The 19,241-nt window shown below is 46.2% G+C and carries 12 protein-coding genes; all 12 read left to right on the top strand.

What is annotated here, in order from left to right:
• The first annotated feature begins 244 nt into the window (after positions 1 to 244).
• The 12 genes from hemL to vsple_RS11345 all read left to right on the top strand — a co-directional run bounded on the left by hemL (position 245) and on the right by vsple_RS11345 (position 19,220).
• The gene (hemL, locus tag vsple_RS11290; protein ID WP_255229973.1) at positions 245 to 1,534 is read left to right on the top strand and encodes a glutamate-1-semialdehyde 2,1-aminomutase; all 1,290 of its coding nucleotides are present in this window, start codon (positions 245 to 247) and stop codon (positions 1,532 to 1,534) included.
• Between the two features lie 310 nt (positions 1,535 to 1,844).
• Complete coding sequence (locus tag vsple_RS11295) at positions 1,845 to 2,930, top strand: AI-2E family transporter (RefSeq protein ID WP_255229972.1); 1,086 nt, start codon at positions 1,845 to 1,847, stop codon at positions 2,928 to 2,930.
• A gap of 90 nt (positions 2,931 to 3,020) precedes the next feature.
• Positions 3,021 to 4,043 (top strand): 16S rRNA (guanine(1207)-N(2))-methyltransferase RsmC, encoded by a 1,023-nt coding sequence (gene rsmC / locus vsple_RS11300; RefSeq protein ID WP_261882054.1) that lies wholly within the window; start codon positions 3,021 to 3,023, stop codon positions 4,041 to 4,043.
• A 217-nt stretch (positions 4,044 to 4,260) separates the two neighbouring features.
• Positions 4,261 to 7,650 carry a response regulator gene (locus vsple_RS11305; RefSeq protein WP_261882055.1) on the top strand — a complete coding sequence of 1,130 codons (3,390 nt, stop codon included), beginning with the start codon at positions 4,261 to 4,263 and terminating at the stop codon, positions 7,648 to 7,650.
• Positions 7,651 to 8,475: 825 nt separating this feature from the next.
• Complete coding sequence (locus tag vsple_RS11310; RefSeq protein WP_255229968.1) at positions 8,476 to 10,158, top strand: ABC transporter substrate-binding protein; 1,683 nt, start codon at positions 8,476 to 8,478, stop codon at positions 10,156 to 10,158.
• Positions 10,159 to 10,328: 170 nt separating this feature from the next.
• Positions 10,329 to 11,315, top strand: coding sequence for an ABC transporter permease (locus vsple_RS11315; RefSeq protein WP_255229967.1), 987 nt, complete (start codon positions 10,329 to 10,331; stop codon positions 11,313 to 11,315).
• Between the two features lie 2 nt (positions 11,316 to 11,317).
• On the top strand, positions 11,318 to 12,343 hold the full coding sequence (locus vsple_RS11320) for an ABC transporter permease (protein ID WP_255229966.1): 1,026 nt from the start codon (positions 11,318 to 11,320) through the stop codon (positions 12,341 to 12,343).
• A gap of 2 nt (positions 12,344 to 12,345) precedes the next feature.
• On the top strand, positions 12,346 to 13,329 hold the full coding sequence (locus vsple_RS11325; RefSeq protein ID WP_261882056.1) for an ABC transporter ATP-binding protein: 984 nt from the start codon (positions 12,346 to 12,348) through the stop codon (positions 13,327 to 13,329).
• Between the two features lie 84 nt (positions 13,330 to 13,413).
• Positions 13,414 to 14,409 (top strand): ABC transporter ATP-binding protein, encoded by a 996-nt coding sequence (locus vsple_RS11330; protein ID WP_261882057.1) that lies wholly within the window; start codon positions 13,414 to 13,416, stop codon positions 14,407 to 14,409.
• A 283-nt stretch (positions 14,410 to 14,692) separates the two neighbouring features.
• Complete coding sequence (locus vsple_RS11335) at positions 14,693 to 16,414, top strand: glycoside hydrolase family 9 protein (RefSeq protein ID WP_261882058.1); 1,722 nt, start codon at positions 14,693 to 14,695, stop codon at positions 16,412 to 16,414.
• Position 16,415: 1 nt separating this feature from the next.
• Positions 16,416 to 17,285, top strand: coding sequence for a glucosamine kinase nucleotide-binding domain-containing protein (locus tag vsple_RS11340; RefSeq protein WP_255229962.1), 870 nt, complete (start codon positions 16,416 to 16,418; stop codon positions 17,283 to 17,285).
• Between the two features lie 21 nt (positions 17,286 to 17,306).
• Positions 17,307 to 19,220: a beta-N-acetylhexosaminidase gene (locus vsple_RS11345; protein WP_261882059.1), complete on the top strand. Its 1,914-nt coding sequence runs from the start codon at positions 17,307 to 17,309 to the stop codon at positions 19,218 to 19,220.
• The last annotated feature ends 21 nt before the right edge of the window (positions 19,221 to 19,241 follow it).

Below are 19,241 nucleotides of genomic sequence, written 5' to 3' on the forward strand. Positions count from 1 at the left end.
TCATAGTTGTTGAATTTATTTTTCTACTGCGTTGATTATCCAATACCTGACTGAAACGTTCAAGTATTCACCATCTGATCGCCGCTTTTCCTGCTAAAAACTCATCAAATAAAAATAAATTGGCCGCTTCACCCCTCAAAACCACCAGATTCGGGCGATTATCTCAGCGAAACCATTCCTAGTTGGTTTACGGATAGGTACAATGCGAGCCAATTGGTCCCGACAGTCAAAAGAGGATATATCAATGACCAAATCAGCAGAGCTGTACCAAAAAGCACAGCAAACTATTCCGGGTGGCGTTAACTCTCCTGTACGTGCATTCAACGGTGTAGGTGGTTCTCCAATCTTCATCGAGCGCGCTGATGGCCCGCTAATTTTTGATGCTGATGGTAAAGCATATATCGACTACGTTGGCTCTTGGGGTCCAATGATCCTTGGTCACAACCACGCGGTTATCCGTGATGCAGTTATCGAAGCGGCTCAACGCGGTCTTAGCTTTGGTGCCCCAACGGAAACTGAAATCAAAATGGCTGAACTGGTATCTGAAATGGTTCCTTCAATGGAACAGCTACGTATGGTGAGCTCTGGTACTGAAGCAACAATGAGCGCGATTCGTCTTGCTCGTGGCTTTACTGGTCGTGACAAAATTCTTAAGTTTGAAGGCTGCTACCACGGCCACGCAGACAGCCTTCTTGTAAAAGCAGGTTCTGGCGCTCTGACTCTAGGTCAACCAAGCTCTCCAGGCGTGCCTGCAGATTTCGCTAAGCACACACTAACGGCAACATTCAACAACCTAGACTCTGTACGTGAGCTATTCGAAGCAAACAAAGGTGAGATCGCTTGTATCATCGTTGAACCTGTAGCGGGCAACATGAACTGTATTCCACCAGTAGAAGGCTTCCACGAAGGTTTACGTGAGATCTGTGACCAAGAAGGCGCACTACTTATCTTTGATGAAGTGATGACAGGTTTCCGTGTTGCTGAAGGCTGTGCGCAGGCTTACTACAACATCAAACCAGACCTAACGTGTCTTGGTAAAGTGATTGGTGGCGGTATGCCTGTAGGTGCTTTTGGTGGTCGTAAAGACGTGATGCAATACATCGCACCAACGGGCCCAGTTTACCAAGCGGGTACTCTTTCAGGTAACCCTGTAGCAATGGCTGCGGGCTATGCATGTCTGAACCTTCTACGTGAAGAAGGTAATGAGAAACGTCTAGCGTCGAAAACTAAGCAACTAGCGAATGGCTTCAAGCAGCTTGCTGACAAGCACGGTATTCCTCTACTGGTTCACCAAGTTGGTGGTATGTTTGGTTTCTTCTTCACTGAACAAGAAACGGTGACCTGCTACGAAGATGTAACTAAGTGTGATGTAGAACGCTTCAAGCGCTTCTTCCACCTAATGCTAGATCACGGTGTATACCTTGCACCTTCAGCGTTCGAAGCAAGCTTCACATCGCTAGCTCACGGTTCAAAAGAGATCGACGCAACACTAGAAGCGGCTGACCGCTGTTTTGCAATCCTTGCTGCAGAGTAAAGCGATGTAGCTTTAACACATTGTTTTATAAAGGCTGCATTGTGCAGCCTTTTCTTTTTCAAGCAAACCTAGAGTGACAAAAAACTTCTCACCTTTTGCGACTTCCAATCAACGCTCCCAAAATAGAAACACCAGTAGCATTAAGGTGCCAAGCAACATTCGAAACCACGGGATCGCTTTTTTAGCTTGCTGTTCATTCTCTTGGCATTTGTTGTCGTTATTGCAACACCCCATAATGAAAACTCCTGATTGCTAACTCTCTGTTTTGCAGCCATTATAAACTGAGTTAGCAAACATAGAGACCATTACCGTGTCAGAAAAGATCAAAATTAACTCAAGTCATTGGGTGATTATTGTTGCCCTACTTGCGGCGGCGTATGCCTGTTATCTGTTGATTGAACCTTACGTCAATTCGATCGTGATGGCGTTCATCATCTCGCTACTCATGTTTCCTATCCACGAATGGCTTGAGAAAAAACTTCCCAATAAAGCCAACCTAGTCTCTCTACTCTCGTGCATTATTCTCACGTTCATCATTGTGATCCCTTTGCTTGCTGTCTTTGCTGCGATTGTTCAGCAAGGTTCGTTGTTCTCGCAAAACACTTATCAGTGGGTCACGCACGGTGGTATCCAAACTCTGTTTGAACATCCATTGGTGATTAAAGCACTGGCTTTTATCAATGACTACCTGCCATTCGATAAGATTGAACCACAAGCTATTGCGAAGAAAGTCGGCGAGTTCGCCACCAGCTTTGGCTCTAAACTGGTTGGTATCAGTGCCAAGATTTTAGGCGATGCGACCAATTTCCTAATGGACTTCTTCTTAATGTTATTTGTGCTGTTCTTCCTACTGCGCGACCACGACAAGATCATCACTGTGGTTCGCCACATATTGCCTCTGTCTCGCAGTCAAGAAGACAAGTTGCTTGAAGAGATCGAACAGGTTTCTAAATCCGCTGTTATGGGCTCATTTTTAACTGCGATTGCGCAAGGTTTTGCCGGTGGTTTAGGCATGTGGATTGCAGGATTCCCTGGGCTATTTTGGGGCACCATGATGGGCTTTGCCTCATTCATTCCGGTCGTTGGTACTGCACTGATTTGGGTTCCGGCCGCAGTTTACTTATTCCTAACCGGTGATACTACATGGGCTATTTTCCTTACGGTTTACTGTGTCGCAGTTGTGGGTTCGATTGACAATCTGCTTCGTCCACTCTTGATGCAAGGCAGCGCAGGTATGAATACGTTGATGATCTTTTTCTCACTATTAGGTGGTATTCAACTGTTCGGTCTTATCGGTCTGATTTACGGTCCACTGATCTTTGCGATTACTATCGTGTTGTTCAACATCTACGATGAAGAGTTTAAAGACTTCCTCGATCGACAAGACAATAGATAATCAGCTTAGCGACGATTAAAACTTCAAGCTTAGGGCGGATTATGCGAAAATCCGCCCCTATTTTTGCTAACGATTCAACAGAGAGCCCCTATGTCTGCCTATATCGCCCCAAGCCAAATCGCTCAACGCCAACTCGCCTACTTTGAAGGCAAACATGTTCTGGTTGCTGGTGAAGCGGAGGACCTCTTCCCTGTTGAATTGGCTAAGCACTGTGAGTCGGTATCGGTATTTACCTCAAACTACAGCTATTACCGTCAGTTAGAAAACTGTCACACCATTCAACGTTTCTACGGTGCCGAGTTCACTGAAGAGACTCAGGCAGACCTAGTTCTACTGTACTGGCCGAAGGCCAAAGCGGAAGCAGAGTTCTTATTGGCTATGTTGATGGCGAAGCTAGGTAAAGATACTGAAATTGTAGTTGTCGGTGAAAACCGCTCTGGTGTGAAGAGTATCGAGAAGATGTTCAAGACATACGGCAATGTCGTTAAATATGATTCCGCGCGCCGCTGTTCATTCTATTGGGGTCAATGTCTAGAGCAAGCACCAGCATTCAATCTTCAAGACTGGTTTAAAACCTACTCGGTAAACATTGGTGAGCAATCACTTACCGTTAAGAGCTTGCCCGGCGTATTCAGCCACGGTGAGTTTGATATCGGCAGCCAATTACTGCTGGATACACTACCAAGCCTAAACGGTAAGGTGCTTGATTTTGGTTGTGGTGCAGGTGTGCTTGGCGCTGTAATGGCTTCGCGTAACCCAGAGATCGAGCTAGAGATGTGTGACATCAGTGCTTTTGCTGTGGAATCAAGCAAAGCAACATTGGCAGCCAATGGGCTAAACGGCAGAGTATTCGCTTCAGATGTCTACTCTGACACATCAAAGGACTACCGCTTCATTATCAGTAACCCGCCTTTCCATTCAGGTCTAGACACAAGCTACAGCGCAACAGAAACACTATTGGCCGATGCGCCAAGCTATCTGAACGCTCAAGGTGAAATAATCATTGTGGCTAACAGCTTCCTCAAATATCCACCCATTATTGAGCAAGCCTTTGGTAAATGCGCGACTCTAAATAAGACTACAAAATTCGCTATCTATCACGCAGCGAAATAACCGACCTCTTCCAAGTGCAGGATAATGCCTGCACTTTCCGCTCAAATTACTCGCAAATTTTAGTAAATTTGCGCGACTGCACACGCTTTAAATAGCACTTACTTGTCAAAGTAAAAAAACTCGTTAATTTCGTTAAATTAGAAACCACTCAACCTATTCTTTGTACTCAATTTTCAAGTGATTTCAGAAGTACATTCAAGGAAGTAGTCCCTAATTTATGTTTAGATTCTATCGAAAGCAGAAGTTTAAGCGCCTTCAAAGCACGCTCATGCTAGCGTTTCTCGTGTTAAGTCTGACTCCTGTTACTCTTATCGCAGTCTTTTTCCTCCAATCTCATAGTCAAGATCTGCAAGAGCAGAGTACCTCCTATTTAGTCTCAGTTCGTGATACCAAACAACAACAGATCATTGATTACCTAGAAGCTCAAGAGTCTCAAGTGATTGGTTTTGTCCGTTCAGAGTTGGCTATCGCCAGTGGTGGGCGTTTCTATGGCCTTATTAATGCTTTTCAACGCCTCGGCTTAGACATCGAAGAAGCACGTAGCAATGCGCAACAACGCTATATTCAAGGTTCGGGTAATGAGGTAAAAACGTCAATTTTACCGGAGTCGAGTAGCTACGTTGGCAGTGAGCGTTATCGCCTACTTCATAAACGCTACCACAATGCCTATCTAGAGCTGATCAAACGTGCCGATTTTGACGATATTCTTCTAGTCGATATCAACGGCAATGTGGCCTATTCGGTATTTAAGCATGATAACTACGGTACTAATCTACTCACTGGCAAATACAAAGATTCAAACCTTGGGCTCACTTTCCAAAAATTGGCTAAAGACGTAACAGAAAAGCGCAAAATTAACGAAGATTACACTCCAGTGATCGTTTCTGATTTCTTAGACGAAAACGGCAAACAGAGCGCTTGGCTAGGTGCCCCTATTGTTCAGCAAGGTTACCTACACAGCTACGCAATGTTCCGACTGCCAATCAACGGCATCACTAAGCTGATTGCGGATCTCAACAAGAGCTCAAACATGCAGACTCTTCTTGTGGGTAGTGACCACCTCCCGAGAAGCCTGGCGCATTCTCAACAAGCCATCGACCTTAGCTTGGATGTGATAGATAAAGCGTTAGCAGGTGAGACGGCAGTTGGTACTTTCAACAACAGTTTGAATCAGGCCATTATTGCAGCATACGCGCCAATCAAGTTGGATTACGCAAACTGGGCGCTGGTGGTTGAACTGCCAGAAAAAGAAGCCTTTGCTCGAATCCATCAGCTTGAAAAAATCTTCGTCATCGTGATGTTAACCGCTATCATACTGGTGTTTGCTGCGTCTCATTACCTGTCTAATTTCATTACTTCTCCCCTGCTTAAGCTCACTTGGGCTGCCGAAAAAGTCTCAGCAGGCGATCTTGATGAAGCGATGATCAACACCGAACGAAAAGATGAAATAGGACGCCTAGCGGTAAGCTTTGAGCGTATGCAGCGCTCCATTCGTGAAAAGATGCGCTTAATCAAATCACAAAATGAAGAGCTTGAAGATAACCTCAAGACCATCCAAAAGCAGAACGAGGAGTTACAACTCGCCAACAAGCTCAAAGATGAATTCCTCGCTACGACCTCGCATGAACTGCGCACTCCTTTGCACGGCATGGTAGGTATTGCGGAGGCATTAATCTCTGGCGCGAATGGTCCTATCCCAGCAAACCAGAAATACCAACTGGATATCATCATCAACAGTGGTCAGCGCCTCGCTACACTGGTCGATGACCTTCTTGATTATCACAAAATGCGTTATGGCAGTTTAGACATTAAAAAGTCTGCTGTTGACCTCTCTGCTGCGACCAGCTTGGTACTTGAGCTATCACATCATCTACTTGGCAGTAAACCCATTCGTATCATCAACCAAGTTCCAACGGACTTAGGTCTTGTATCATCTGACCCGCAACGCCTAGAGCAGGTGATGTATAACTTGGTTGGTAATGCCATTAAGTACACCTCAGAGGGCAAAATCGTCATCTCTGCGAGTGTCATTGACGACAATATTCGCGTTCAGGTAGTCGATACTGGCCAAGGTATCCCAGCAGAGCATTTAGAACATATTTTTGAACCGTTAATTCAAGCAGGGCAAGAAGCAAGTTCATATCGACAAGGCGCGGGGCTTGGGCTATCGATCAGCCGTCAATTGATTGAATTAATGGGTGGTTCACTCTATGTCAGCAGCCAGCCGATGGTGGGAACAACATTCAGTTTCACCTTACCACTCGCCACACCGGAAGAGCTTGAACACTACAGTGAATCTAGCAGTTACTCACACTTCCAAGCTCCAGAAGTACTAGAGAGTAGCCAACAAGATAACAGTGAGATCCACGAAGACCCAGACGGCCCGCTATTAGTGATTGCCGATGATGAACCGGTTAACCTGCGCGTACTTGATAGCTTCTTAAAGCTGGAAGGCTACCGTGTTCGTACCGCTTGCGATGGTCCGGATACCATTGAGTTAATCGAAAAAGAGAAACCAGAGCTGTTACTGCTCGACATCATGATGCCAGGTATGAGCGGCTACCAAGTATGTGAAACACTAAGAAAGCAGTATGACCACGCACAATTGCCAATCATTATGCTGACCGCATTGAACCAACCCGAAGACCGCGTACGAGGCTTTGAGGTTGGCGCTAATGATTACCTATCAAAACCATTTAATAAACAGGAACTAGCGGCGCGAATCACGGCGCATTTATCAGCAAGTAAAGCGGAGCAAAGACGCATCGAGAACGATCAACTGCAACAAGAGTTGAAACATCGCGCAATGGTAGAAGCCAACCTGCTTGAAACCCAAGGTCGACTGCTTGAGCAATTAGAATCAGCGCCTGAAGCGATCATATGCATTCGTGATGACCAACGTATTCGCTTTGCGAATGACGCTGCCGCAAAACTCTTTAAACGCAGCCAAGAGCAACTCAAACGCTCAATGGCTGATGAGATCATCGCCCCTAAGTACTTACGCATAGACCAAGCGCACTACTGTGGCGAGATTGATGTCTACATCAGTGATACTCGCCAACGAGTGTCAAGTGACATTCTCAAGCTCCCAGAAGGCTCAGGGTTAGATACCATGTATATTTTCAACGTCGGTGGTGCAGTAAACTCAAATCGTATCAATGACCTAGAAACAGCCATAGAAGCGCTATCAAGCTATGCGTTTGAAGGCGACAAGGACAAACTGCAGCAACTAAAAGAGCTGGGGGGCGAGTTTACTCGCCTTGCTGACAAGGCTGCCGGTGAAGGCAAGAATAAACAAGAGTTAATGCGAGAGGTGCTTGTTGAAGCCATGACCAACGCCCTTACCTATTGGGAGTCGGTTACCGGAGAAAGTAAATTTGCCTTCGCTGAAAAGAGTGGCTTATGGCGTGTCTACCTCGACAGAAGTACATTGCAAACCCGAACACTAGATAAGTACTTGCGCGTAGAAACTCTGCCTAAGACACCTCGCTGGCGCACCGTATTGAGCTCTCTTGAATTTATTCTGGATCACTGTAAAGAACAAACGCCGGAAAGAACTCATATTGAGATGCTCCGAGATAAGCTACAAAAGCTCCTCACAAGCTAGTGTTAACTTCACTCTTCTAGCCCGCTTACATCAGCGGGCTTTTTAATGCCTATAGCACCTACAACCTACTCATTAACCTTAATTCACTTCTCCAAGTCTTAATTCCCTTAGGAATCATTTCTATCGTCATATTGTGTGCTCAGGCGATTCACAATAGCCGCTTTAAGAGGTTTTAATACACTAAACATCTATCCCTTCTGCAGCGCTTAAACCACTTCACAAAGCACTTATTTAAAGATATAAAACAAGCCCTAAATCACGTTATACAAACGGTTGAAAGTGGCTAATTATCGGGCGCATTTCTTCGCTACTGATACATTACTAGGTGTTGGCTTGACTATTTGTTGGACTTTGAGAAGCGAGTCACAACAGAACGGCAGATTTAATTTTTTGTGGAAATTTAACGTTATTTGGCTAAGTGATGGAGATCTACAAATATGAAAACAGGCTATAAAACTCCGTCAACAATGACATTAAAAGTAAGTGACCACTTACAAAATTTATCTACCTGTTATTAACTGCGACTCATATCACCCAAGCATTAATTGTACACTTATCCATCAAAAGTGCATTTTTTAACGTTAATGACGTGTCGATTTGTAGTTTTAACGTTTTTAACGGGAAACGAGTTTGATTAATTCATGAATAAGGTGTTTTCTTACTCGTGCCAAAGGTCTACAGGCCACTCTTTCCACTTCATAGAAGCAGCGATGATTCTTGGAACAATGACAAAGAGGTAGACCTTGAACAGAGTGTGTATCTACGAATAGCAAAAGATGACATTCAATCCATTAGTGAAATGAAAGCAAATAGTAAGGAACAGCTATGCTTGCCAATATAAAAAAAACAGCACTAGCAACAGCAATTATTGCGACTGCTACGACAGGTTTTGCATCGGTAGCAACAGCTGCAGAACGCAGCGAACTGACTATCCACCCGAAAGAGTACACAACGTTTGTACGTAACTTTAACCCGTACCTAGGTGCGACGAACTTACATACAACGACGGACTTCTTATACGAACCACTTGTTGTTTTCAACGAAATGCACGGTAACACACCTGTATTCCGTCTAGCTGAAAACTTCAAAATGGCTGACGACCTAATGAGCGTAACGTTCGACATCCGTAAAGGTGTTAAATGGTCTGACGGTGAAACCTTCTCAGCAGATGATGTTGTTTTTTCTTTCAACCTTGTAAAAGAGAAGCCAGAGCTTGACCAATCTGGTATCAACTCTTGGGTAACTTCAGTAGAGAAACTTAACGATTACCAAGTTAAGTTCCGCCTAACAGAAGCAAACTCAAACGTGCCTTATGAGATTGCTAAAGTACCTGTAGTACCTAAGCACATCTGGAAAGACATCAAAGATCCTGCAACGTTCACCAATGAGAACCCTGTAGGTTCTGGTCCATTTACTGAGATCGATACTTTCACAGCTCAACTTTACATTCAGTGTGAAAACCCGAACTACTGGGATGCTGACAACCTAGACGTTGACTGTCTGCGTGTTCCACAAATCGCAAACAACGACCAATTCCTAGGTAAAGTGGTTAACGGTGAAATGGACTGGACATCTTCTTTCGTACCAGACATCGACCGTACGTACGCAGCAGCAAGTCCTAAGCACCACTACTGGTACCCGCCAGCAGGTACTCAAGCATTTGTTGTGAACTTCAAGCACCCAGATGCTGCGAAGAACGAAGCACTAAACAACGTTGAATTCCGTCGTGCATTCTCTATGGCTCTTGATCGTCAAACTATCATCGATATCGCATTCTACGGTGGCGGTACAGTGAATGACTTCGCATCAGGTCTTGGCTACGCATTTGAAGCTTGGTCTGACGAAAAGACTCACAACAAGTACAAAGCGTACAACACGTACAACGTAGAAGGCGCGAAGAAGCTTCTTGCTGACGCTGGTTTCAAAGATGTAAATAACGACGGCTTTGTTGATACACCATCAGGCAAATCTTTCGAGCTACTGATCCAATCGCCAAACGGCTGGACTGACTTCAACAACACAGTACAACTTGCTGTTGAGCAACTGAACGAAGTTGGCATCAAAGCAAAAGCTCGTACACCAGATTTCTCTGTGTACAACCAAGCAATGCTTGAAGGTACGTACGACGTAGCTTACACAAACTACTTCCACGGTGCGGATCCATACACTTACTGGAACAGCGCGTATAACTCTTCACTGCAATCTGGTGACGGTATGCCTCGTTTCGCGATGCACTTCTACAAGAACGACAAGCTAGACGGTCTTCTAAACAGCTTCTACAAAACGGCTGATAAGAACGAACAGCTAGACATCGCTCACGGTATCCAGAAGATCATCGCAGCTGACCAAGTAACGATTCCTGTAATGTCTGGTGCTTACATGTACCAATACAACACCACTCGCTTCACTGGTTGGTGGAATGAAGAGAATCCAAAAGGTCGTCCAAACATCTGGGCTGGTATTCCAGAGCGTCTACTTCACGTACTGGACCTAAAACCAGTTCAATAAGCAGTCGTTCAATCCTTGCGGCGTAACTCCTTACGCCGCTTATAAAAATCCCCACACTATCAATTGAAAGTATGGCGCTCGTCGTCAGGGGGTTTCTCGTTCCAAATTTTCGCTAGGAGCGACCTGAATCCAGAAACAGGGAAACAATCTGGGTGAGTAAGGTGTGAGTTATGGGTTATTTTTTAAGACGTTTGTCATTTTATTTTGTCGCGCTATTAGTTGCTGCGACGTTAAACTTTGCAATTCCTCGAGCAATGCCGGGCGACCCGGTGACGATGATGTTCGCTAATGCTTCTGTTCAGGTAACCCCTGAGCGTATCGCAGCAATGAAAGAGCTACTCGGCTTTGTCGATGGCGGTCTGTTAGTACAATACATTGCTTACATGAAGAACATCCTTAGCTGGGAGCTAGGCACTTCAATTCAATTCTACCCACTGTCTGTAAACTCGCTACTCGGCGGCGCATTCGGTTGGTCTCTATTCCTAGCAGGTACTGCGGTTGTTCTATCGTTCTCGCTAGGTTCTATTCTAGGCATCTTCGCAGCTTGGAAGCGTGGCAGTAAATACGATGCATTCGTGACCCCAGGTATGCTGATTCTACAAGCGGTACCTCAAGTGGTTATCGCAATGATTGCCCTGTTCACCTTCGCAATCGGCCTTAAGTGGTTCCCGACTGGCTATGCATATACTGCAGGTACAGTGCCAGATTGGACAAGCTGGGCATTTATTAAAGACATGGCTTATCACGCTGTTCTTCCTCTATTTTGTGCATCTGTGGTTCAGATCGGTGGCTTCCTAGTCAACATGCGTAACAACATGATCAACCTTCTTGCAGAAGACTACATCACTATGGCTAAAGGTAAGGGCCTGAGTGAAAACCGAGTCGTTTTTAACTACGCGGCACGTAACGCACTATTACCGAGTGTAACCGCACTTTCAATGTCCCTTGGTATGGCTATCGGTGGTCAGCTCATCATCGAAATCATTTTCAACTACCCAGGTCTTGGTACGGTTCTGTTCAATGCGATTAACGCGCGTGACTACCAAGTTCTTCAAGGTCAGCTGCTTATCATGACGCTATTCATGCTGTTCTTTAACCTTGTCGCTGACATGCTTTACGTTGTTCTTGACCCTCGTCTACGTAAGGGTGGTAAATAATCATGAAAGACTTTCTAAAACTCATTTGGCGCAACCCGATGGCACTCACTGGTGTCATTATCCTTGGTGTCTTCATCTTAGCAGCGCTGTTTGCACCATTAATTGCAAAACACGCTCCAGACAAACGTACGGGTAATCCACACGAATACCCAAGCTTCGTAGTGAAGTCAGCTCAATCTAACCCTGATGGCTGGGTAGCAACCAACCTAGCTGATGATCGCCGTACACTGATCATGTCTAAAAAGGCAGACCACGCACTGGGAACCACTCGTATGGGTCGAGATGTTTGGTCTCAAGTAGTCCACGGTGCTCGCGTATCACTAGCAGTAGGCTTCGGTGCAGGTATCACGGTATGTCTACTTGCTACTGTAATCGGTGTATCGGCAGGTTACTTCGGCGGTCGTGTTGACGACATTCTTACCGCAGCGATGAACATCATGCTGGTTATTCCACAATACCCATTGCTCTTTGTAGTCGCAGCATTCATTGGTGAGGCCGGCCCATTAACCATCACCTTAGTGATCGGCTTTATGTCCTGGGCTTGGGGCGCGAGGGTTATCCGCTCACAAACGCTGGCTCTGCGTGAAAAAGAGTTTGTTAAAGCTGCTGAGGTATTGGGTGAGTCTTCTTTCCGAATCATCTTCGTTGAGATTCTACCTAACCTAATCTCTATCGTTGGCGCGAGCTTCATCGGCTCAGTGATGTACGCAATCATGATGGAAGCGACGCTCTCTTTCCTTGGTCTTGGCGACCCGAATACCGTGAGCTGGGGCATCATGCTTTACAACGTACAAGCCTCTTCTTCAATGCTGATTGGCGCTTGGTGGGAACTACTAGCTCCATGTATTGCGCTAACGCTACTTGTCACCGGCCTGGCATTACTGAACTTTGCTGTTGATGAGATTGCTAACCCACAACTGCGTTCACACAAAGGCATGAAGCGCTGGAAGAAACTTGCAGCGCAAGACAAACAAGAGCGTGAGCCTGAACTACCACCACAAAATGCACTTTGGAGCGGAGATAAATAATCATGACAGCACCACTCATTTCTATCCGCAACCTTTGCGTAGATTACATCACAGACGCGGGCGATGTCCGCGCCTGTAACAACGTAAGCTTTGACATTGCGCCCGGAGAAGTCTTCGGTCTAGCTGGAGAGTCTGGCTGTGGCAAGTCAACGGTCGCGTTCTCATTGATGCGCCTTCACAAGCCGCCAGCGTTTATCACAGGTGGTGAAGTTATCTTCAATGGTGAGAACATCTTAGATTATAGCGACGAACGTATGCAGGCATTCCGCTGGAGCGAGATGTCGATGGTATTCCAGAGTGCGATGAACGCGTTGAACCCTGTATTACCAATGGAAGAGCAATTCTGTGACGTGATTATGCGTCACACTAACATGACTCGTGAACAAGCAAAACAACGCGCTGAAGGCCTGCTGGAGATCGTTGATATCCACCCTAGCCGTCTTAGCGATTACCCGCACCAATTTTCTGGCGGTATGCGTCAGCGCTTGGTGATTGCGATTGCATTAGCTCTGAATCCGAAATTGATCATCATGGATGAGCCAACAACGGCTCTCGATGTGGTAGTACAACGCGAGATCCTACAGAAGATCCATGCGCTAAAAGAGGAGTTCGGTTTCTCTATCTTGTTCATTACCCATGACTTGTCGCTGATGGTCGAGTTCTCTGACCGTATCGGCATCATGTACTCAGGTGAACTGATCGAGGTGGCGAACTCACAAGATATTCTAGAAAACCCTTATCACCCGTACACCAAAGGACTGGGAAGTTCCTTCCCTCCTTTAACGGGTCCAAAAACGAAATTGGCAGGCATCCCTGGTAACCCTCTGAACTTATTAGAAATACCAGAAGGTTGTCGCTTCCAAGCTCGTTGTGACCGTGTACATGAAACTTGTACGAAAGTGCCAACCAAACTGCGCTCAATTGAACCAGGGCATCTTTCAAACTGCCACCTTTATGGTGAGCCAATAGTACATACCAAGCTCTAGCTTGCCTGCTCTTAGAGCATCAATACAACAAGGCGGACAAACCGCCATGCAAGCAAAAAGCGATAAAGGATTCTGGAGACAATTATGAGCAAAAATTACGGTCAACTATTGGTAGAAGGTAAGAACGTCGTCAAAGACTTCCCAATAAGCAGTACCACAATTCAAACTCCAATGATGCGTGCGATCAACGACGTGTCATTCAAGATGTATAAAAGCCGTGGTCTCGCCGTTGTAGGTGAATCAGGCTCAGGTAAATCAACCACAGCGAAGATGATCGCTAAGATGTACGCGCCAACTGATGGTGTTATCGAATACAAAGGTCGCGATATCCAAACTATCGCGTCTAAGCGTGATTTGATGACCTACCGTGAAGGCGTACAGATGGTATGGCAAGACCCGTTTGGTTCACTCAACCCAACTCACAACATCTTCCACCATATTTTGCGCCCACTGCTGATTCACAAAAAAGTGGACCCTCGCAATAAGCGTGAGCAAGAAGAGCGCGTATACGATCTTCTTGAGCAAGTTGGTTTGATCCCACCAAAAGAGACAGCTCAGAAGTACCCACACCAACTGTCTGGCGGCCAGCGTCAGCGTGTCAACCTGGCGCGTAATATCGCAGTAGGTGCTGAAGTGGTTCTTGCTGATGAGCCAACTTCAATGCTCGACGTATCAATCCGTGCTGGTGTTCTCAACCTGATGGAAGAGATGAAGTTTGAGAAAGAGATGTCGCTACTTTACATCACCCACGATATCGCGACAGCTCGCTACATCGCGGAAGACCTTTCAGTGATGTATGTCGGACACATGGTGGAATGGGGAGATACCGATGAGGTCATCGCCAACCCACAACACCCATATACCCAGCTTTTGGTGTCAGCAGTTCCGGATCCAAAGAAATCAATCCATGAAAAATTGGCTGGCAACAAAGGGGAAATTCCACTGTGGACTCCTGAGTCTGCAGGTTGTCCTTTTGCTGGTCGCTGCACGCACGCAACCGACAAGTGTAAAGAGCAACTGCCGGGTGTGACTCAGTTGGATGAAAACCACTTCGTACGTTGTTACCTGCACGAGAGTTAATCATTGGGGTTGGGGGCAGCACTGTCCCTAACCTTTTCACTCTGGTCATTTAACGTCGACCATTTTTAACCAAAGATTTATACCAATCACAGTAAGTAAGTGATCAAAAATAGCGCAGGAAAAAGGCTTGAGAACAAGACAGAATTTTTCGATAAGTAGTTATTCTACAATCAAAAATTCTAACGCAGTTATCGAGCATTTTAACAAGCTAGGGTGAGCAATTATTTACTACGATTGATATTAGTACCTAGCCAATAGAAATTAGGACTGTCGGAGACATTTGATGCTGTTACTCACCAATCACATCGGCTATGAAGCCAACGCGCCAAAGCAAGCGATACTGCAAACTCGTAAGGCTCGTCTTTCCTCTACCTCCGTACTGTTGGTGTGTGCAGATAATCATGTCACCGTTGATAGTTTTGATGTGGTTAAGCACGGCCAAGTTGCAAACTGGCACACAGGAAACTACTTCACGATTGATTTCAGTGAAGTGACCAAACCGGGGCGTTACTATCTGCGCTTTGAAAATCTGCGTTCGGAAATTTTCGAGATTGGTGAAAAGCTACTGATGCAGAGAACCTTCTCTGACGTTCTGCACTACTTCAAATCACAGCGCTGTGGTGGCATTTTCGATAAGAAGGACAAACAGGCTCAATTGCTGGGCACTGATCGTTATGTTGATGTCCACGGTGGTTGGTACGACGCATCGGGGGACGTCAGTAAGTACTTTAGTCATCTCTCTTATGCAAACTACCTAAATCCACAACAGATTCCGATGGTGGTTTGGAATATGCTCAAAGGGCTGCGTTTAGCTCTGGATCATGAAGCATTCCAAAAGTTCACTCAAACTCGCCTTACTGAAGAGGCACTGTTTGGCGCCGACTTCTTAGTGCGTATGCAAGATGCAGCCGGATACTTCTACATGACTGTATTTGATAAGTGGAGCAAAGATATCAACCAACGTGATATCTGTGCCTATGCGACGCAGGAAGGTATCAAATCTGACGATTTTCAAGCTGGTTTCCGTCAAGGCGCAGGAGTTGCTATCGCTGCACTAGCCAGCGCTTCTGCTCTAGAAGTTTCTGGAGAGTTCTCTAATCAAACCTATTTAGAGACAGCTGAAAAAGGCTACTGGCACCTAAAAGAGTACAACCACCTCTATCTCAACGATGGTGAAGAGAACATCATCGATGAGTACTGCGCACTATTAGCGGCAAGCGAACTCTATCGCGTAACTAAAGACTCTAAATACCTTGCTGAGGCAAGAATCTGGACTAAACGCCTTAGCCAGCGCCAACAGTCAGATCAAACCGTTGAGTATTTCTGGTCTACAACTGCTGACGGCTCGCGCCCCTATTTCCATGCTGCAGAAGCAGGATTGCCTGTTATCGCTCTATGCGAATACTTAGCTATAGAACCGGATGAGCAGCAGCATCAAGCTGCACGTCTCGTGGTCGAGCAAGCCTGCCAATTTGAAGTCAATATTACCGACAAAGTCACGAACCCATTTGGCTACCCTCGACAATATGTCAAACCAGTCGACGGCGATAAGCGAGACGCCTTCTTCGTCGCTCACAACAACGAAACGGGCTATTGGTGGCAGGGGGAGAATGCGCGCCTAGGTTCTTTGGCGACTATGGCATTACTCGCTCAACCGTATATTCATAACGAAGCACTTAAAGCTCGTCTGATTACCCTATCTCAAAACTGTTTAGACTGGATTTTAGGTCTCAACCCTTACCACATGTGCATGCTAGACGGTCACGGCCACAACAACCCAGACTACCTGCCACAACTTGGTTTTTTCAATGCCAAGGGCGGTATTTGTAATGGCATTACTGCGGGTTTTGAAGACGAGGAAGATATCGCCTTTAATCCACCCGCTCAGAAAGACGACATGCTGCAAAACTGGCGTTGGGGGGAGCAGTGGATCCCTCATGCTGCTTGGTATCTGTTAGCAACAGCCGCCCAGTTTAACTTCAGCGTTAATCAAGGGGAGCAATAACATGTACTACGTTGGTATTGATGGCGGCGGCACCTCTTGCCGAGCTCGAATCCGTGACACTGAAGGCCAATTTATTGGTGAAGCCAAAAGCGGCAGCGCCAATATTCTTCTTGGTACTGATATTGCGATGGCGTCCATCGTAGCTGCTATTCGTGATGCCGCTCTACAAGGCGGTTTAACGGAGTCTGACTTTTCTAAGATGCATGTCGGACTAGCACTTGCGGGAGCTGAACAAAAAGCGGCTTGGTTGAGCTTTATGCAAATTGACCACCCTTTTGCCTCTATCACCCTAAATACCGATGCCTATGGTGCTTGTGTTGGCGCGCACAACGGGCAAGACGGCGCGATCATGATTGGTGGTACAGGCTCATGTGGCATCTTGCTCAAAGATGGGGATCAACACGTCGTTGGTGGTCGTGAGTTCCCAATCTCAGACCAAGGCGGTGGTGCCGTGATGGGACTGAGACTTATCCAGCAAGTGCTGCTTGCAGAAGACGGTATTCGCCCAAAAACATCACTGTGCCAACACGTCATGAACCACTTCGATAATGACGTCGACAATATTGTTGAATGGTCAAAGACCGCCATACCAAAAGACTACGGTCAGTTTTCCCCGGTGATTTTTCAACTCGCTAACGAAGGGGATGAGCTCGCGATTGAGATGCTCAAACAAACTGCAGCTGACATCGAGATGTTTATCAATGCCCTCCACCGAAAAGGAGCCAATCAAGTGTGCCTAATGGGCAGTATCGCTGAACGTATTCTGCCTTGGCTCTCTCCCGTTGTTCAGCAATGGGTTGTACAGCCTCAATTCGACGCCATCGAAGGTGCGTTGATGTTTGCTGGCAAGCCCGAACACAACTTGTACTAATAGACTTAACAGGGAAGTGATATGAATTACCGCATTGACTTAGCCGTTCTCTCAGAACAGAAGCAAAACTGCCGCTTTGGTCTAACCGTACACAACTTAAGTGATGCCGACATCAAAACATGGTCGCTACACTTTGCCTTTGATCGTTTTATTGTTCCAGAGAGCTTATCGCAAGGCACTCTGACTCAGGTAGGTAGCTACTGCACGTACACGCCGAATGACTGCGAACTTAAAGCCAATAATCACTACTACTTTGAATTCAGTATTCAGAGTGCTCCGTTCCGTTTTCTTTCGGACGGTTTAAACGATGCGTTTGTCCAAACTCACACTAATAATGAAACGCAAATCTTACCCGTAGATATTTCCCCAATTGTTCTGGCCTCTCCTTACCGCGAACGCACTGAAGTTCCTCAGGTTGATGCCGCGCCATTGGCGCTGATCCCACAACCAAACTCAGTCACAATACAAAACGGGCTCTTCCCTCTAAACCCAAACACAGCGCTCGCTATCACCTCTGCACTGGCAAGCGATGGTGGAGAGTGGCTGAAAGAAGAATTGCGCACCCATTTCGAGCTATCACTGCCTGAGCAAGAGGTGGGTGCCATTACATTTAGAGCCAACCCAACACTCGATGATGCTGAATATAAACTCACGGTAACAGAGGAAGCCATAACAGCAGAAGCCGGTAGTCAAAGTGGTTTTATCCATGCAGCCGCAACCCTGATTCAACTTATTGATCAGCAAGGTGTGGAGTCTTTCTCAGTTCCATGCTGCAAAATCGTCGACAAACCAAGATTTAAATACCGCGGGATGATGCTCGACTGTGCACGCCACTTTCACTCACTAGAGGATGTGAAGCGTTTAATCAACCAGCTCGCCCTATACAAGTTTAATGTTTTCCACTGGCACCTCACTGACGATGAAGGTTGGCGCATAGAGATAAAACAGCTGCCTAAACTGACCGACATTGGCGCATGGCGCGGTCTTAATGAAGCACTGGAACCTCAATATACCCATCTGGCACAGCGCTACGGTGGCTATTACACCCAACAAGAGATTCGTGAAGTGATCGCCTACGCCGAAAAGCGCGGCATTACAGTGATTCCAGAAATTGATATCCCGGGTCACTGCCGAGCAGCAATCAAATCTCTACCACAGATGTTGGTTGAGCAGGAAGATACAACCGCATACAAGAGTATTCAGCACTATACCGATAACGTACTTAACCCAGGGCTTAAAGGCACCTATCAGTTCCTAGATATTGTTATCGAAGAAGTCGCTGCTCTCTTTCCAAACAAGCTTATCCACATGGGCGCCGATGAAGTGCCACATGGCGTTTGGACAAACAGTCCTGCAGCTCAAGCAGTAATGAAAGAACACGGTTATCAAGACAGTAAAGAGCTGCAAGGTCACCTATTCCGCTATGCCGAAAACAAGCTCAAACAGCTTGGTAAAAAAATGGTCGGCTGGGAAGAAGCACAACACGGCGACAAGGTCAGCAAAGAGACCATCATCTACTCATGGCTAAGTGAAGAAGCCGCTGTCAATTGTGCTAGACAAGGCTTTGACGTGGTGCTGCAACCAGCTCAATTCACTTACCTCGACATGACACAAGATTTTGCACCAGAAGAACCTGGTGTCGACTGGGCTTCAGTGATTCCACTGGAACAAGCCTACAACTATGAGCCACTCGCGGAGATCTCTGACACTGACCCGATTCGAAAACGAATTCGCGGCATTCAGTGTGCGCTTTGGTGTGAAATTGTTACCCACCAACAGCGTATGGATTACATGGTATTCCCTCGGATCAGCGCACTAGCGGAAGGATGCTGGACCCACAAGAACAATCGTAACTGGCTGGATTACCTATCCCGCTTAAAAGGTCACTTACCTCTGCTTGAACGGTTAGATATTCACTACCGCTCACCTTGGTAAGAACACTAGAAAACCCATTAA

This window comes from Vibrio pelagius (genome assembly GCF_024347575.1).
Classification (GTDB): domain Bacteria; phylum Pseudomonadota; class Gammaproteobacteria; order Enterobacterales; family Vibrionaceae; genus Vibrio; species Vibrio pelagius.